General features: G+C 68.0%; 16 protein-coding genes. 9 read left to right on the forward strand and 7 right to left on the reverse strand.

Going from position 1 to position 14,716, the window contains the following annotated elements; all coding sequences use genetic code 11:
- Positions 1 to 169: 169 nt before the first annotated feature.
- From ACR2MZ_RS10210 to ACR2MZ_RS10225, 4 genes are read left to right on the forward strand one after another with little or no spacing between them, the layout of a single operon-like run.
- Positions 170 to 1,117, forward strand: a complete 948-nt coding sequence (locus tag ACR2MZ_RS10210; protein WP_434004939.1) for an EamA family transporter — start codon at positions 170 to 172, stop codon at positions 1,115 to 1,117.
- Positions 1,114 to 2,760: an L-glutamate gamma-semialdehyde dehydrogenase gene (gene pruA, locus ACR2MZ_RS10215; RefSeq protein ID WP_434004940.1), complete on the forward strand. Its 1,647-nt coding sequence runs from the start codon at positions 1,114 to 1,116 to the stop codon at positions 2,758 to 2,760. The genes ACR2MZ_RS10210 and pruA overlap by 4 nt, the downstream gene beginning before the upstream one ends.
- On the forward strand, positions 2,670 to 3,251 hold the full coding sequence (locus ACR2MZ_RS10220) for a 3-keto-5-aminohexanoate cleavage protein (RefSeq protein WP_434004941.1): 582 nt from the start codon (positions 2,670 to 2,672) through the stop codon (positions 3,249 to 3,251). Before pruA ends, ACR2MZ_RS10220 begins: the two co-directional genes overlap by 91 nt.
- 51 nt (positions 3,252 to 3,302) lie before the next feature.
- The gene (locus ACR2MZ_RS10225; protein ID WP_434004942.1) at positions 3,303 to 3,491 is read left to right on the forward strand and encodes a 3-keto-5-aminohexanoate cleavage protein; all 189 of its coding nucleotides are present in this window, start codon (positions 3,303 to 3,305) and stop codon (positions 3,489 to 3,491) included.
- Between the two features lie 27 nt (positions 3,492 to 3,518).
- Here ACR2MZ_RS10225 and ACR2MZ_RS10230 read toward each other — a convergent pair whose 3' ends face one another.
- The gene (locus ACR2MZ_RS10230) at positions 3,519 to 4,715 is read right to left on the reverse strand and encodes a VIT1/CCC1 transporter family protein (RefSeq protein ID WP_434004943.1); all 1,197 of its coding nucleotides are present in this window, start codon (positions 4,713 to 4,715) and stop codon (positions 3,519 to 3,521) included.
- A gap of 72 nt (positions 4,716 to 4,787) precedes the next feature.
- Here ACR2MZ_RS10230 and ACR2MZ_RS10235 point away from each other — a divergent pair, with 72 nt between their 5' ends.
- The 3 genes from ACR2MZ_RS10235 to ACR2MZ_RS10245 are packed head-to-tail and all read left to right on the forward strand — an operon-like array spanning position 4,788 to position 7,057.
- Positions 4,788 to 5,462: a metal-dependent transcriptional regulator gene (locus tag ACR2MZ_RS10235; RefSeq protein ID WP_434004944.1), complete on the forward strand. Its 675-nt coding sequence runs from the start codon at positions 4,788 to 4,790 to the stop codon at positions 5,460 to 5,462.
- Positions 5,463 to 5,472: 10 nt separating this feature from the next.
- Entirely contained in the window at positions 5,473 to 6,810 is a 1,338-nt protein-coding gene (locus ACR2MZ_RS10240) for an NRAMP family divalent metal transporter (protein ID WP_434004945.1), read from the forward strand.
- A 4-nt stretch (positions 6,811 to 6,814) separates the two neighbouring features.
- Entirely contained in the window at positions 6,815 to 7,057 is a 243-nt protein-coding gene (locus ACR2MZ_RS10245) for a hypothetical protein (RefSeq protein WP_434004946.1), read from the forward strand.
- On the opposite strand, the gene ACR2MZ_RS10250 is transcribed toward ACR2MZ_RS10245, so the two are convergent.
- The 6 genes from ACR2MZ_RS10250 to ACR2MZ_RS10275 form a co-directional block, all read right to left on the reverse strand.
- Entirely contained in the window at positions 7,054 to 8,022 is a 969-nt protein-coding gene (locus ACR2MZ_RS10250; RefSeq protein ID WP_434004947.1) for a S1C family serine protease, read from the reverse strand. The two genes, ACR2MZ_RS10245 and ACR2MZ_RS10250, sit on opposite strands and share 4 nt — an antisense overlap.
- Positions 8,023 to 8,069: 47 nt before the next feature.
- Positions 8,070 to 8,531 (reverse strand): hypothetical protein, encoded by a 462-nt coding sequence (locus ACR2MZ_RS10255; protein ID WP_434004948.1) that lies wholly within the window; start codon positions 8,529 to 8,531, stop codon positions 8,070 to 8,072.
- 42 nt (positions 8,532 to 8,573) lie between these two features.
- Positions 8,574 to 10,103 (reverse strand): FAD-binding oxidoreductase, encoded by a 1,530-nt coding sequence (locus ACR2MZ_RS10260; protein WP_434004949.1) that lies wholly within the window; start codon positions 10,101 to 10,103, stop codon positions 8,574 to 8,576.
- A gap of 117 nt (positions 10,104 to 10,220) precedes the next feature.
- Entirely contained in the window at positions 10,221 to 10,886 is a 666-nt protein-coding gene (locus tag ACR2MZ_RS10265; protein ID WP_434004950.1) for a histidine phosphatase family protein, read from the reverse strand.
- A complete protein-coding gene (locus ACR2MZ_RS10270) occupies positions 10,879 to 11,793 on the reverse strand; it encodes a P1 family peptidase (RefSeq protein ID WP_434004951.1) in 915 nt (304 codons plus the stop codon). Before ACR2MZ_RS10270 ends, ACR2MZ_RS10265 begins: the two co-directional genes overlap by 8 nt.
- Positions 11,794 to 11,899: 106 nt before the next feature.
- Complete coding sequence (locus ACR2MZ_RS10275) at positions 11,900 to 12,535, reverse strand: hypothetical protein (RefSeq protein ID WP_434004952.1); 636 nt, start codon at positions 12,533 to 12,535, stop codon at positions 11,900 to 11,902.
- A 171-nt stretch (positions 12,536 to 12,706) separates the two neighbouring features.
- On the opposite strand from ACR2MZ_RS10275, the gene ACR2MZ_RS10280 reads away from it, so the two are divergent.
- Entirely contained in the window at positions 12,707 to 13,873 is a 1,167-nt protein-coding gene (locus ACR2MZ_RS10280) for a M20 family metallopeptidase (RefSeq protein WP_434004953.1), read from the forward strand.
- 442 nt (positions 13,874 to 14,315) lie between these two features.
- The coding region (locus ACR2MZ_RS10285; protein WP_434004954.1) for a helix-turn-helix domain-containing protein at positions 14,316 to 14,716 on the forward strand (401 nt) is incomplete at its 3' end.

The following is a 14,716-nucleotide window of genomic DNA, read 5'->3' on the forward strand; positions in this document are numbered from 1 at the left end:
GGCGGGTAAGCACTTTCGCTGCGTCGAGCGGATCAAATGTCGCGGCAGAGCTGGGCCGCGGCTCGGTAGGCACGAAGGCAGGAGCGACCGCCTCCGCCCCCCCTTCGCCCCGCATCGCTGGTCCCGGTTTCCGGAGAACCGCTAGCCTGGGCTTGGTGCGGTCGGGCGTTTGAGCAAACGGGCCAGCGGTTGGCGCGTCTGGAGCGCCCTGCTGATCGTCTACATCCTCTGGGGCTCGACCTATTTCGGCATCCGGGTGATGGTGGAGACGATGCCGCCACTGCTCACAGCGGGTCTCCGGTTCGGGGCGGCCGCGCTGGTCTTGAGCCTGATCGCCGGCCTCAGAGGGGAGTGGCGAACAGGCTTGAGCAGGAGCCAGATCCTGAGCTGCGCCCTGGTCGGCGTAGCTCTGTTTGCGGGTGGCAATGGCCTACTAGCGCTCTCCGAGCAACGGATCCCGAGCGGCGTCGCCTCCCTCGTCATTGCCTGCTCGCCCCTGCTGGTGGCATTGATGGGGCTTGTCGCCTTCCGCACGCCGATCGGCGTCTTGCAGGGAGCAGGCATGGCGCTGGGCTTCGCCGGCTTGTTCATCCTCGGTCGCCCAGGCGGAGGCGCCCACCTTGATCCCATCGGCCTCCTCGAAGTGCTCTGCGCCGCCACCTGCTGGTCACTCGGGTCGGTCATCGCCAGCCGGTCACGTCTGCCGGGCACCCCGCTGGCCGCGGCCAGTCTCCAGCAAGCGTTCGGCGCTCTCTCGCTGCTGCTGCTCGGCCTGACAAGCGGAGAACTGAATGGGTTCCAGCCCGGCCACGTCTCTGGGCGCTCCCTGCTCGCCGTCGCCTACCTGATCACCTTCGGCTCGCTCGTCGCCTTCACCGCCTATTCCTGGCTGGTCACGACGGCGCCCCTATCGCTGGTCTTCACGTATGTCTACGTCAACCCGGTTGTCGCGGTGGCCCTGGGCGCGTTGTTCATCGGTGAGCGCGTCACCAGCACCATCCTGATCGGAGGCACCGTCATCCTGGCGGGGGTGGCGATCATCGTGAGCGGCCAGACGCTGGCTCAGCGACGGACTGCGGCTGCAGTCGCCCGGGTTGAGGCAAACTCAGAGCCGTGAGCGCACCTGGAATCTTCCAGACCCCTGACCCCTACAACGAGCCGATCCGCTCCTATGCTCCCGGCAGCCCTGAGCGGTCCTCCCTCCAGGCGAAGCTGAAGGAGCTCTCCAGCCGGCAGACCGAGATGCCGCTCATCATCGGCGGCAAGGACGTCAGCACCGGCCGCACCATCGAGGCCCGGATGCCGCACCGGCGCAGCCACGTGCTGGGCACCGTGCAGCGGGGCGGCGAGGCCGAGATGCACCAGGCCATCGCAGCTGCGCGCAAGGCTTGGCCGGAATGGTCTCGCCTGGCCTGGACCGAGAGGGCAGCGATCTTCCTCCGCGCAGCCGAGCTGCTGGCGGGCCCCTGGCGCGATGTAATCAACGCCTCCACCATGCTCGGGCAGTCCAAGACGGCGCACCAGGCCGAGATCGACGCCGCCTGCGAGCTCTGCGATTTTCTGCGCTACAACGTGGCCTTCCTGGAACGGATCTACGCCGAGCAGCCGGAGTCCTCGCCGGGCGTCTGGAACCGCCTGGAATACCGTCCGCTGGAGGGCTTCACGCTGGCGGTCACGCCTTTCAACTTCACCTCCATCGCCGGCAACCTGCCGACTGCGCCGGCGCTCATGGGCGGCACCGTCATCTGGAAGCCTGCCGAGACAGCGGCGCTCTCCAACCACTTCCTGATGCGGCTCTGGCAGGCCGCGGGGCTGCCGGACGGGGTGATCAACCTGGTCCACGGGCCAGGCGCTGAGCTGGTCCCCGTCGCGCTGCAGAGCCCGGAGCTGGCCGGTATCCACTTCACAGGCTCGACAGCCGTATTTCGCGACATCTGGCGCCGCACGGCAGAGAACCTGGACTCCTACCGGAACTATCCGCGACTGGTGGGTGAGACCGGCGGCAAGGACTTCATAGTCGCCCACCCTTCGGCGGAGCCGGAGGCGGTGGCCACAGCGATCCTGCGCGGCTCCTTCGAATACCAGGGCCAGAAGTGCTCAGCCGCCTCCCGCGTCTTCGTGCCGGAGAGCCTCTGGCAGCCCATCCGCGAGCAGCTGGCGGATGAGGTGGCCTCGATCCCGGTAGGCGATGTGGCTGACTTCCGCAATTTCATGGGCGCCGTCATCAACGAAGCCTCGTTCGAGCGGCAGAAGGGAGCCATCGAGGAGGCGCGCGCCAAGAGCGGGCATGAGGTGCTGGTCGGCGGCAAGGTGGACGATAGCGAGGGCTGGTTCGTCACGCCCACCGTGGTTGTGACCAAGGACACCGGCTCCCGCCTGCTCCGCGACGAGCTCTTCGGCCCTGTCGTGACTGTGAACGTCTTTCCCGACGGGCGGTACGCGGAGACACTCGATCTCATCGAAAGCTCAGCGCCATACGGACTGACCGGCGCTGTCTTCGCTCAGGATCGGAAAGCTGTTGGGTTGGCTCAGGACCGCCTGCTCTACGCCGCCGGCAACTTCTACGTCAACGACAAGCCGACAGGCGCAGTGGTGGGTCAGCAGCCGTTCGGCGGCAGTCGCGCTTCAGGCACCAACGACAAGGCAGGCTCGATGTGGAACCTGACCCGGTGGGTCACGCCGCGGACTGTGAAGGAGACCTTCGTGCCCGCCACGAACTACAGGTACCCCTACATGGACGCCGACGAGGACAGAGCCTGACGGCGGCCCAGCTCGCATTCAAGGCCTGCCTGAACGGGGGCCGTTCGACGGCCGAGCATCCCGCCGTGCCGTTGACACCCGATGCGATCGCGCGCGACAGCCGAGAGTGCCAGCAGGCAGGGTGCTTCGCGGTCCATGTCCATCCGCGCGACTCCGAGGGACAGGAGACCCTGGTGGCTGACACCTGCGAGGCAGTCGTGCGAGCCGTGCGCGAAGCCTGTCCCGGCCTGCTGCTGGGCTTCAGCACCCGGGCGGCCATCGAACCCGACTGGGAGCGGAGGCTGCGCCTGATCCGGAGCTGGCGGGTCCGGCCGGACTTCGTTTCGGTCAACTACTGGGAGTCCCATCCGCTGGATTTGAGCCGAGCGCTTGGCGAGCTGGGAATCGGAGTCGAGGCAGGACTGTCCGGTCCGGCCGACGCCCAAAGCCTGCTGGCTTCCGGCCTGCAACCTCAGCGTGTGCTGGTCGAGATCTCGGAGCCCCAACCGTAGACCGCTGTTGAGCTGGCCGCCGCCACCGACCAACTGCTGGACGAGGGCGGATTGTCCTGCCGGCGCGTTCACCATGGCTATGACCTGACTACGTGGCGGGTCATCGCGGCAGCCGTCGAACGAGGCCACGACTTCCGGATCGGCTTGGAGGACACCCTGCTCCTGCCTGACGGCCGGCTGGCGCGGGACAACCTGGAGCTGATCCAGGCGGCTCGGAGCGTGTTAGAGCGAGCGGTCTAGGGTTCTGGCCCCGGCCGGGCGCGGACGCTAAGTGCTGGCTTTGAAGACGATGCCGAGCAGGAAGGTGGCACCGCCCACTATCACTCCCGCCAACGTCATCTCAAGCCCTGAACTCCACCAGCTGCGGAGCGTGAATAGCGACTTGGCCGCGCCGACCAGGAAGTGCGCCACGAGGGAGACACCGGCCGCCCAGACGACCCCTGTCGTGCCACCGACGAAGAAGAACGGGATGACAGGGATGATCGCGCCCACAGCCGTGCTGACGAAGCCCGCGAGGCCGGCGGTCCACGGGTTGCCGCCCGGGTCCAGTCCGCCGAACTCCTCGGCCGCCAGCGTCTGCAGCATTGCCTCAGGATTGCGAGCCAGCTTCTCCACCAGCTCGTCAGCATCCTTCCTGTCCAGTCCTTTCAACTGGTAGAAGAGCGAGAGCTCCTCCTTCTCCTCCGCCGGGTGTTCCTCCAGCTCTCGGCGCTCGTGGGCAAGGTTGGCGGCCGCCACCTCGCTCGTGGAGCGGGCGGCCAGCCAGGCCCCAACCCCCATTGAGAGCGCTGAGGCGCTGGCGCCGGCGAGGCCGGCGGTGAGGACGAACCGGTCCTGGGCGTTGGTTGCTCCGCTCACGCCCGCCACGATTCCGAAGACAGCTGCCAGCCCGTCATTGGCCCCATAGATGGCGTCGGAGATCCAGCCCGATCCTGTGCGATGCCAGCGCTCGCGGCCCAGGATCCTGTCGAGGCGGCCCTGCGGCCCGGGGGCGGCGAGTGGCTGGGCGTCGGGAACCGGGCCGTCCAGCATGGCTCCGACCTCCTTCGAGTGGGCTGCCTCATCGGCCCGAATGCCCTGCAGCACCGCGTCGGTCGCCGCATCTCCGGTCGAGGACCCGTAGACACCGAACACCTCGTCGTCCTCCGCCGCCTCCCGGGCGCGCAGCAGCTTGTCCTGCGGCGCCAGCCGGGCCTGCAGCTTGAGCCAGGGCGAGATGCGAACCGACCTGGGGTCGGGCAGGGGCTCCCCCAGCTCGCCCAGCCTGGCCTCCAGGCGCAGCCGATGCTGCATCTCGCCTTCCGCGATCTGACGCAGAATCAACTGCCGGCGCTTGTCCGACTCGCGGCGCGCCAGCGCGTCGTAGACATAGCGAGCCTCGATCTCGCCGCGCCAGGCCTTGAGCAGCCGAGCAACGGGCTCGCCGGAATCCTGATCTTGGCCCTTGGTCGCGTTGCTTGACACTTCGCCGATTATATAGCTAGCTTAGGCGTGCCTAAGACTTGGACTCGGATAAGCCTGTGCTAACATCTGAGCATGTCTAAGCTAACAGCGCTGGCGCGCCATACCTCTAGCGCCCAGGAGGACTACCTGAAAGCGCTCTACGGGCTGGGTGCGGTCGAGGCGGCCGTACCACCGTCGAGGCTGGCACGCGAACTGGACGTGAGCCCTGCTTCGGTAACCGACATGCTGGCCAAGCTGGCTGTGCTCGGGCTCGTCACTCATGACCGCGCCCACGGAGCGCGTCTCACTCCCACCGGGCGGGGCGTCGCGCTCGAGATGGTGAGACACCACCGCCTGCTCGAGGCATACCTCGTGCAGGCTCTCGGCTACCGCTGGGACGAGGTGCATGACGAGGCGGACCGGCTCGAACACTGCATCTCGGAGGTGCTGGAGCAGCGCATGTTCCAGGCGCTCGGCGGCCCCAGCTTCGATCCTCACGGCGATCCGATTCCGAGCACCAGAGGCTCGCTGCCTCGCGAACACGACAGGTGCCTGCTCGCCTGCAAAGCCGGCGACCGGGTGCGCCTAAGCCGGGTCTCGGACCGCGAGCCGGAGAAGCTGCGCGCCCTGCGCGCTCTGGGTCTGGAGCTCGGCACAGCCTTTGAAGTGGTGGGCGAGAGCCGTTGGGAGGGCCCGCTCGAACTGCGGCTGAACCAGAGGTTGGTCCAGGTGCCACTGGGACTCGCCAGGATCGCCTTTGTTCACTGAGGCCGAGCCAGTGCTCGGGGCTGGCTCTCTCAGTCCGGAGGATGTCCAGCGCTCCCATGACCGCCTGCGGGTGCTGGCGGCACGCCACCGGGGCCGCCGCCTGCCTCTGCTCTGGCTGCTCGCCGGTCCCGGGCTGCTCGTCATGCTGGGCGAGAACGACGGGCCCAGCATGCTCTCCTACGCCGCGTCCGGCGCCACCTACGGCGTCGGCTTCTTCCTGCCTTTCATAGGCGTGACCTTCCTCGGCGCGATAGTGGTTCAGGAGATGGCCATGCGGGTGGGAGCCGTCACCCACCGCGGCTACGGGGAGCTTGTCTTCCAGCGCTTCGGCCGCTTCTGGGGCTGGTTCTCGGCAGTGGACCTGTTGGTCACCAACTTCGTGACGCTGATCACAGAGTTCATAGCCATCCGGGTGGGCTCCAGTTTCTTCGGCGTTCCTGCCTGGCTTTCGGTCCTCGCCGGGTTGCTGCTCGTGGGCCTCAGCCTGGCCGGCGGCCGCTACTGGCGCTGGGAACGCGCGGCTCTGGGTCTGGCCGCCTTTAACCTGCTCTTCCTGCTCGCGGCGGTTTTCTCCAAACCCGACCCCGGCGCCATCGCCACCGCTTTTGCGACGTGGCAGCCGCTGCCGTCGGGTTCGCTCCAAACCTTCCTGCTCCTGGTCGCTTCCAACGTAGGGGCCACTGTCACGCCCTGGATGCTCTTCTTCCAGCAGAGCGCTGTGGTCGACAAGGGCCTCACGCCGCGCGACATCGGACAGGGTCGCCTGGACACCCTGCTCGGCGGCCTCCTCGCCTTCGCCACCGGCTGCGGAGCCCTGCTCGTGGCGGCGGCGCTCTTCTCCCATCACATCCCCGCCACGACTGTGCAGGGTGGCGCCGGGTTCGCCGAAGCTCTGCGCCCCGTCAGTGGCTACCCGGTTGCCGCCCTCTTTTCGCTCGGCCTGGTCGAAGCCGGGGCGCTGGCGATTCTCACCATCTCCGCCAGCACCGCTTACGCGGTTGGCGAGGTGATGTCAGGCCCCCACAGCTTCAATCGGCGGCTCCGGGACGCGCCGTCTTTCTACGGCTTCAACCTCGGTCTGGCGATCTTGGCGGCAGCGGTGGTGCTGGTCCCGGGCGCGCCCTTGCTGGCGATAACGCTGAACGCAAACCTGCTGGCGACAGTGCTGATGCCGGCGGCGCTCGTTTTCCTGCTGGTGCTGGCCAACGACAGGGAGATCATGGGTTCCCGGGTCAACCCCCGCCTGCTCAACTGGGCAGCCGCGGCGGTGGCCCTGATGGTCGCGCTGGCTGGGACTTCCTACGCGGTGGTGGCCTTCGTCAACGTAGTCACCGGGCGGGCTGGCTGAACCAATGGCGCATCCAGAGTTCACGCCCGAACACCTCCGTCACCTCTACGAAGGTGAGCCTGACGACGACCTGATCGAGGGCTTGGAACCCGACCAGCTCGTGGTCGAGATGGACCGTCACCTGCCGCAGCGGCACCTTTCAGCGGCCGTCCTAACCGGCTTCTGGACGCTCCGCCTGCTCGTCCTGCTGATCAGCGCCGCAGTGGTCTTTGTCTTCGTGAACGGTTTGCTGCGCGCCTCCCACTAGCGGTGGGTCGGCGTGACAGCTAGGCGCAGGAAGGCTTCTCCTCGCACCACCTGCAGCTCCAGGGGCTGGTTCGAGCTCTCGCCGATCATCCTGTCCTGCAGGTCCGCGGTGCGGCCGACGGGTCGGCCGCCGGCGGCGACAATCAGATCCCCCGGCCGGACCCCCGCCTTGGCGGCGGGACTCTCCGCCACCACCTCCATCACTCCCACCGCCGCCTTGCGGCCCAGGCTGGCGGCCCACTCGGGAGGTAGGGGCTGGGTCACCCCCGCCACCCCCAGATAGCCGCGCTGCACGCGGCCCATCAGGTGCAGCGATTCCAGGATGCGGCGAGTGGTCGCGTTCAGCGGCACCGCCAGCCCCAGACCGGCGCCCGCGACTGCCGTGTTGATGCCGATCAGGCGCGCGTGGCTGTCGGCAAGCGCGCCGCCCGAGTTGCCAGGATTGAGGGCGGCGTCGGTCTGGATTACGTTCTCCACCACCCGCTGCTCGGTGCCCTGGCGGGTGGGCAGCGACCTGCCCAGACCGCTGACCACACCTGCCGTCACCGATCCCGCGTAGCCGAGCGGATTGCCTACGGCGACGACGAGCTGGCCGATCCGGAGTCGATCCGCGTCGGCCACGGCGGCCGGCCGCAGGTCGCCTCCGCCGGCTCGGGTGAGCGCCAGATCGGAGAGGGGATCCTTGCCCACGAGCTCGAGCTCGTGCTCGCTGCCGTCGGCGAAACGCGCTTCGCCGCCCGTCATGCCCTCCACCACATGCGCGGAGGTGACCAGGATGCCGTCGGAGCTGAGGGCGACCGCTGAGCCCGCGCCGTCGGAGCTCCAGCGACCGTTGCTGCGACGAACCCGAAGGCTGGCCACGCTGGGCAGCAGCCGCTCAGCCACTGCTGTAACAGTTGCGGAGTACGCGTCCAGCGTCTCAGCGTCGTCCGCCTGCGGCTCCGCAAACAGCTGCCTCAAGACCATCTCTTCTTCTCCTCCGGGCTCCTCGCCGCGATGGCGGATGGCTATCTTTAGAAGTTCTGCCAGTCGCCCCGGAATGCCCCGGTCCGGCTCCAGGCACGAGGGCCCCCGAACCGGCGGCCACGGCCCCAGCGGCCGATCACCACCTGCTTCGGCTGCTCCTTCCCCTCGCCTTGACCGGATCTGCGACCCGAGCCGCCGGGTGTGAACGTCAGCTCAGTACCGCCGCACTTGGCGGCCCAGGTGACAGGAACGCCGAAGCGGTGCTCAGCCTCCTGCGCGACGGCTATCCGGTAGCCGCGGGTGTGCTCGCGGAAGCGAGCTATGCGACCCGCCTCGGCGCCAGCCCGCAGCTCGGCAGGGCTCCCTGCCGGGACCTCTGGCGCAGCGACCTCGCCCAAGACTGTGATCTGCTGGTCATCGGCGGTCACTTTCGGAGCTGCCGTGAACCAGCCTTCGGGCACCCGGCCGGCGAACCAGCCTTTGACTTCGTCGGGTTTCTGTGTTTCCATGCTTACAACATTACACGCCATTGCGAAGCTTGAAACATCGAGCTATCCCGGCGCCGGGATCGCCTGGGAGAAGCGGAACAGTCCGTTCGGGTCGTAAGCTGCCTTGACCTTCCGCAAGCGGGCAAGATTGGCGCCGTAGTAGGCGTTCGACCAGTCGCTCAGCTCGGGGTCGATGTAGTTCTGATACGCCTTACCGCTGGTATAGGGCCGCAGCGACTGCCAGAGGTCGCCCAGCCAGCGGCGGTTGGCCGCGAGGCCGGCGCTTCCCGCCGAGGCGGGCCAGTAGGCGTCGTACTGGGCGGAGAAGCTGGCGGTTCGGTGTACGAAGGCCGTGGCCTCAGGCGCCATCCGATTGATCGCGCCACCATAGGCGTCAAGTCCTATCCCGGCGGCGGCCAGGGCAGGATCCGCCTGGCGCCTGGTGATCGCCCCGACCAGCAGGTCGACTCCCGCCTGGGGCAGGGGCCGGTTGAAGTAGTCGGACCGCGCGCTGAAGGCCTCCCGTTTCAGCGTCCCCTGAGCGGAGTCGTCCGCCAGCTGGCACTGCTCCACAGTCTTGCCGAAGCAGCCTGCCTCGAGCAGCATCGCGGGCAGAAGCTGCCGATCGGCGAGCGATCGCGCCGTTGGCGGGGCGGCGATCCTCCTGACCAGGTCGGCAGCCAGCGGGTTCAGCGCCGAGGAGCCGCCGCAGTACACACCGCTCACGGAGACGGAGGGCGCGGCTCCCTTCTCAGCCTTCGCGCCCAGGACGCAGTTGGACCACAGTTCGTCGGGCGCGCCCGGCGCCCATGACTGCCACGCCGTGACCACCTGCCCGGCCAAGCTCCAGGGCCACTCCAGGTAGAGGGTGGCGACGCTCGCCTGTCGGAAGACCCGGAACGTGAAGGATGTGACTACCCCGAAGTTGCCGCCACCCCCGCCGCGCAGCGCCCAGAACAGGTCTGGCTCATGGCTGGCGTCACAGTTAAGCACCCGGCCGTCGGCGGTCACCACGCGGGCCGATAGCAGGTTGTCGCAGAGCAGCCCGTACTTGCGGCCCAACACGCCAACGCCTCCACCCAACGCCAGCCCGGCGACGCCGACAGTCGGGCAGGAACCGCCAGGCAATGCCAGGCCCGTCGAGGCCAGCTTCGCGTAGGCATCAATCAGCGTGGCGCCCGGTTCGATGGTGGCTGTGTTCTGCGCAGCGTCGACGTTTACCGAGTTGAGCGAACTCAGGTCCAGGACCAGGCCCTCGCCGGTCGAATAGCCGGCATAACTGTGGCCGCCTGAGCGAACCGCCAGCCCCACCGCAAACCGGCCGGCGAAGCTGAGAGTTGACTGCACGTCGGCTTCGGCTCGGCAGCGCGCCAGAGCGGCCGGCCGCACCGAATCGAACTGCTGGTTGTAGAGCAGGCGCGCGCTGTCGTAGCCGGAATCACCCGGCCTCAGCAGGCCTCCGGACAGTGCCTGCTTCAGCGCGTTCCAATCCGCCTCATTCGGCGGCCGCTTCGGAGTCGGTGACGGCCGGCCGGGGCTGGTCCGCGGTGGCTGCCCGGCCCCCGGCCCGGCACAGCTCGTCAGCAGGGTCAACAAAACGGGCGTTGAGACGACCCCCCATCCGACTGTACGGAGAAACTGGCGCCGGTTCACTGCGGAGTGAACGCCCCAACCCAGGCGAGCATTACACCCTGGCCCTCGTCGGGGAGCTCAGTCCAGCGGCATGCCACTCAGGTGAGTCGCGTCAGCGATGGACTGAACCACATATCGCCCATCCTTGGCGGCGACGACGCTGAGACTCGTGAACTGCGGCATCACTCGCAGCTGCGGCCACTCCAGTCCGAGCAGGCTGTGGAGAAAAAGCGAGATGGCTGCGTTGTGGCTGGCGACGACTGCCCGCCGCGGCTGACTGTCGTAAGCCTCGAGGCGCTTGACTATGCAATCCAGGGCCTCTCGCATGCGGGCGGCAACCTGGGCCATCGGCTCCGGGAAGGGGTACTCCTGCGGGTCACCCAGCGCCTCGATCCGGCCCTCATCCCAGTAGGTGCGCACTTCCCGCAACCGCTCATCGGTCTGGACTTCCAGGCCCCTGCCCACCGCCACCGCGTGCGCGGTGGCAACCGCCCGGCGGAGATCGCTGGCCCAGATCTCATCGAAGTGGACCGGCGCCAGCCGGGCTGTCAACAGCGCAGCCTGCGCCTCTCCCTCAACCGAAAGCGCGGGGTCGATCAACCCGTCGTTCAGCTGCTCCAGGCCGGCGTAGGCGTCCGCGTGGCGCACGAGCCACAGCTCGGTGCGATCGGGAACGCCAACCAGATGCCGCTCGTGCAGGGTCGCCAGCATGTTCAGAAAGGCTGAGTGACGGGCGTCAGCCATCAGCTCCCACGGCTCCCCGAATGGCGCGCGCCATCACGTCCACCGCCGCCGCGCTGAGCAGGTTCAGATCGGCGGCCTTGTCACCAGTGCTCACAGCGAAGACGGTGTCACCGTCGAACATCGTGTGGACCGGCCGGATGGCCAGCGCCATGCCGTCATGGCCGACCTCGGCCAGCTTCTGGCACTGCGCCTTGTCCAGCCTGGCATCGGTGGCAATCACACCCAGCGTCGTATTGGAGGCCGGGAATGGCCGGGGCAGGCGCTCGCCGCTCAGCATCGTGCGCCAGCTGTCGAGGAAGCGCCCGTCAGCCCGGGCGCCGGCGATGATTCGCTCGCCTTCGACGATGTCGCCGAGAGCGTTGACGATGGCGAGTGCCCCCACCATTGCACCGCCAGGGATCGTGAGCGCTGCGGAGCCGCAGCCGCCGGGCTGGGAGTGCTCGAAGCCGAACAGCTTGCCGACGGTGGCGCCTGTGGCCGCTCCGACACGCCCGCAGCGCAGAGGCTCGCCGCGCTCGGCGTCGAGGCAGGCCGCGTAGCCTGCTTCGGCCGCGGGAAAGGCCTCCGGCCGGCCCGAATTGAGATCGAAGATGACAGCCGCGGGCACTATGGGAACCAGCGCCGGCCCGGTGTCAACGCCCACCTTGCGCTCACGCAAGAAGCGCATCACGCCCTCCACGGCGGCCAGTCCGAAAGCGGATCCGCCACAGAGGGCGAGAGCATGGATGCGCTCGACAAGGCGGCCCGGCCGGAGCAGGTCGGTCTCCCTCGTGCCCGGCGCCGAACCTCTGATGTCGACTCCCGCCACAGCTCCCTCGGGTTGGAAGAGGACCACAGTGCAGCCGGTCATGGCCTCCTGATCAGACCAGTGGCCCACTCGCACGCCAGCCACATCCGTGATCGTCACCTGCTGAGGCTACCTAGTTGCCCATAGCGGCCGAATCGGCCATCGCCCGCGGCAGGCGCCCGCGCTAAGGGCGCCGGTCAGGAGGTCGAGGCGAAGGCAGCCACGCTCAGCCGGGGACGCGACGGCAAGCCCAAGGGCCGAACCGTCGGTAGGCCACTATCATCCAGATGAACACGGCCAGCCAGGCCAGCGCGAGCAGGACGTTGACGGCTGCGCTGGCGACGGGCACGTGCAACGGCGGTGCGCTGGGGCTGGCCCGTATAGTGCGTCCACTCAGCGCCAGCACGTTTTGGGGCAGAGACAACACGGCCAGACCCGCCAGCACCAGCTGGACCCAGAACCACCATGTCCAGCGATGCAGCGTGCCGATGGTGGCGAGAGCGAAATACGCAAGGGCCAAGACGATTCCTACTCCGAGCGAAACCGTGAAGATCATCTGTGCCAGCTGCCGGGTCTGCTGACGAATCTGTTCGACCTGCGCCGGGTCGAGGTTGGGACTGAGCTGGGCTTGGCGGTCGATGCTGGCGTTCATCGCCGCCTGCATATAGTCTGGCAGCCAGAACAGCACTGCTACCCCGTTGATCAGGCCCACCACCAGCAGGGCGATGATGGCGATCTGGAGCGGCCGCGTCCAGGCCGTCGGCACCCGGCGCGTCGCCGGCGAGCCGGGCGGCAGTCCATAGGGCTGCCACTGCCGGCCATCCCACCACCACCGCCCGTCGGGAGAGATTTGCCCAGCCATCTCGAGCTTCGCCGATTATCGGCCCCGCCGCAACTCCTGGGGCGGGGACAGCGCCAGCAGCCGCTCGATCACCACCTGCCGATTGTCGCCTGGCTCGCCACCCAGCGCGGCTGAGATCGGACGTGCGAGCTCTCCATATCTCGTCCTGATGCAGGCACCTAGACTCGGCCTGTGCCAGAAATCGACCACGCGGCGCTGATCCGGTTCACGCAGGAGCTGGTCAAAATCCCCAGCGTGCACGACCCCGTACGCGGCCTCAACGAGAAGCTCGCCGCTGACCTCGTGGCCGAAACCATGCGCAGTTTTGGCTGGCAGCCCGTCGTCGAGGAGGCCGCTCCGGGCCGGCCCAACGTCATGGCCGTGTTGGAGGGACAGCGGCCGGGCCGCACGCTGCTGTTCGAAGGCCACACCGACGTCGTGACCGAGGGCGACCGCTCGCGCTGGACCCGCGATCCTTTCGGCGCTGAGATCATCGACGGGAAGCTCTACGGCCGTGGTTCAGCCGACATGAAGGCTGGTGTGGGGGCGATGTTGTTTGCGGCCAAAGCGCTCACCGAGCACGACTTCCCCGGTCGGATCATCGTCGCGGCTCTAGCCGACGAGGAGGGCATGATGCTGGGCGTCAAGGACTTCGTCCGCCGCGGTCATGCCGCGCAGGTGGACGCTGCCATCGTCTGCGAGCCGGAGGGGCGGGAGCTCTGCATCGCCCAGAAAGGCGCGATCCGGATCCGCGTCGACGCCCGCGGCCGGATGGCGCACGGCGCCATGCCGCAGCACGGCCGCAATCCGATCCCCGCGCTGCTGAGCTTCCTCGCCGGCTGCGCCGACCTGCAGGCGGAGCTGCAGAAAGAGCACGGCGAGCATCCGCTGCTGGGCTGGAACTACATCACCCCGACTGTCTTTCGCGCAGGCGATCCTGAGCAGATCAATGTGATCCCCGGCGCCGCCTGGGCCGCGCTTGACGTGAGGACGACGCCGGAGGTGAACCACCACCAGCTGATCGCCAGGCTGCGCGCGATGTGCCCGCCTGATGTGACTCTCACCGTGATCGATGACAGGCCGCCCACGGAAACGCCGCCTGACCATCCGCTCGTGCGCGCGCTCGCCGCAGCTCACGAGCGCGTTCACGGCCGACCGCCGGTCTTCGGCGGAGTGCCGGGCGCGACCGACGGCACCATCCTCTGGCGCGACGCCCAGGTGCCCATCGTCACCGACGGTCCCGGCGGCAAGTGGATAGCCCATCAGGTGGACGAGTACGTCGAATTGGAGGACCTCACCAGCTCGGCCGAGGTATACCTGCAAGCCGCCCGGCTCTTCCTCGACACCTCTTTCAGCTAGTCGCCTGCACCAGCGTGCTCAACTCAGCCGCTCTAGGTTGTCCGGTCCGCGAGTAGCTGAGACGCTCTTGGTTGAGGTCGTCCTCCCCCCGCCCCGGGGGGAGGCAGGTGGGGGGCCTTGGATTGCAGCTTGGACCAGAGCCGCCATTTCGGTCCTGGGCATCTCGCTGCAGCTCCTGGGCGCTCGAGAGGGGTTTGACGGATCTTGGACGCAAGGGTCTCACCACAGAGTGGCGGGGGCAAGGCGGGCCGCTGACGCCCCCCTCCGAGCCTCCCCCGCCTGCGGGGGGAGGACGCAAAATGCCTGCTCGGCTTCTCAAGATCTGGAGGACCGGACACTCTAGGTTGAACGGCTCACAAGATCAGGCGACACCTGGGAGGTAGCGCCAGGACGTAGGACGACCCCATCCTATGGGTGCTCAAACCACTCAGGAGGGGTCGCCATGACTAAGGATGACCGGTTCTACCTGAACCGCGTTGCTCTCTTCGCCCATGTCGAGCGGGTCGGCGTCAGCCAGGCCTGTCGTGACTTCAAAATCCACCGCTCGACTTACTATCGCTGGCGCCGGCAAGTATTGCGCAATGGCTTGGAAATCCTGCGGCCGCGGGAGCGGCGCTTGCCCCGGATGCCCAACCAGTTGCCGGTCTGGACCGAGCAAAAGATCATCACCTTGGCACTCGCTCAGCCCGGACTCGGGCCGCGCCGCCTGGCCGCCCAGCTGGCTCAGCCGAACCCGCTGGGAGAGCTCAGCGTCTCGGCCTCTGGCGTACTCAAGGTGCTTCACCGGCACGGCTTGGGAACCAGGCCACGGCGGCTCGCCCTCGTCGCCGGCTACGCGGCTCC

This window comes from Candidatus Dormiibacter sp., from assembly GCF_050999135.1.
Lineage (GTDB): Bacteria > Chloroflexota > Dormibacteria > Dormibacterales > Dormibacteraceae > Dormiibacter > Dormiibacter spiritus.

Coding starts and splice junctions, on each gene's coding strand:
- ACR2MZ_RS10255 (WP_434004948.1), bottom strand. CDS start 8,531: ATGGAAACACAGAAACCCGACGAAGTCAAAGGCTGGTTCGCCGGCCGG.
- ACR2MZ_RS10250 (WP_434004947.1), bottom strand. CDS start 8,022: ATGGTCTTGAGGCAGCTGTTTGCGGAGCCGCAGGCGGACGACGCTGAG.
- ACR2MZ_RS10245 (WP_434004946.1), top strand. CDS start 6,815: ATGGCGCATCCAGAGTTCACGCCCGAACACCTCCGTCACCTCTACGAA.
- ACR2MZ_RS10235 (WP_434004944.1), top strand. CDS start 4,788: ATGTCTAAGCTAACAGCGCTGGCGCGCCATACCTCTAGCGCCCAGGAG.
- ACR2MZ_RS10275 (WP_434004952.1), bottom strand. CDS start 12,535: ATGGCTGGGCAAATCTCTCCCGACGGGCGGTGGTGGTGGGATGGCCGG.
- ACR2MZ_RS10265 (WP_434004950.1), bottom strand. CDS start 10,886: ATGGCTGACGCCCGTCACTCAGCCTTTCTGAACATGCTGGCGACCCTG.